2 protein-coding genes are annotated in these 1010 nt (G+C 55.0%); both read left to right on the top strand.

Annotated features, from left to right (window positions below; all coding sequences use genetic code 11):
* The coding region (locus AC9UEO_RS13790; RefSeq protein ID WP_509534699.1) for an indole-3-glycerol phosphate synthase TrpC at window positions 1-374 on the top strand (374 nt) is incomplete at its 5' end.
* A 29-nt stretch (window positions 375-403) separates the two neighbouring features.
* The coding region (locus AC9UEO_RS13785; protein ID WP_509534696.1) for a uracil-DNA glycosylase at window positions 404-1010 on the top strand (607 nt) is incomplete at its 3' end.

Raw genomic sequence — 1010 nt, 5'->3', positions numbered from 1 at the left:
GCATTTTGCTGATCGCTGCGTGTTTGGACGACGCGCAAATGGCTGAGCTAGAAGCGATTGCGCGTAGCTTAGATATGGCGGTTTTGGTGGAGGTGCACGACGCCGAAGAATTACAACGCGCGTTGAAACTCAAAACCCCACTGATCGGTGTCAACAACCGCAATTTGCGCACCTTCGAAGTTTCATTGCAAACCACCTTGGATTTGATGAAAGATGTGCCAGCAGATCGATTGCTGGTAACCGAGAGTGGCATTTTGAAGTCGGAAGATGTCCGCTTTTTGCGCGACGCAAAAGTTCAAGCGTTTTTGGTGGGCGAGGCTTTTATGCGGGCGGAAGATCCGGGGCTAGAGTTGGCTGCGCTGTTTGAGCTTTGAGCGCTGGCGCTTCGTAACGCATCCCCTCAATGGCAAAACTAGCTGCTTGGCAACCGAGTTCATGGCCCGTACATTCAGAATGGAAACCCGTTCTCGACGCTTTTTGGCGGTCTACTGAAGGCGAAAGGCTGTCGCAATTTGTCTCGGCCCGTTTGAGTGGTGGTGCCGTGGTTTACCCGGCACACCCGCTTTGGGCCCTTCAGCTGACGCCACTGACTGCGGTGCGCGTAGTGATCTTGGGCCAAGACCCGTATCACGGACCCGACCAGGCGCAGGGCTTGTCTTTTTCTGTGGCGGACGGGGTGAAGTTTCCACCGTCTTTGCGCAACATCTTCAAAGAATTGCAACGCGATTTGCACCAACCCGTGCCCATGAGCGGATCTTTGGAAGCATGGGCAAGGCGAGGGGTGTTGTTACTCAACACCAGTTTCACTGTGGAAGACGGATTGCCCGCTAGCCAGGCCAAGCGTGGATGGGAGAGTTTGAGCGACGCGATTTTGCGTGAGGTGGCGTTAAAAGCCCCTGTTTGCGTTTACATGCTGTGGGGCGGGCATGCGCAGGCAAAAGTGGGGTTGATTGAGGCCGCTACCAGCCAGACGGCGCCGGATTTTTTGGGTTTGCGCGAAACATCGGCTT

Source organism: Limnohabitans sp. (assembly GCF_040401495.1).
GTDB lineage: Bacteria > Pseudomonadota > Gammaproteobacteria > Burkholderiales > Burkholderiaceae_C > Limnohabitans.
The sequence above is the reverse complement of the archived record's forward strand: the minus strand, read 5'-3'. Positions and strand labels throughout refer to the sequence as shown.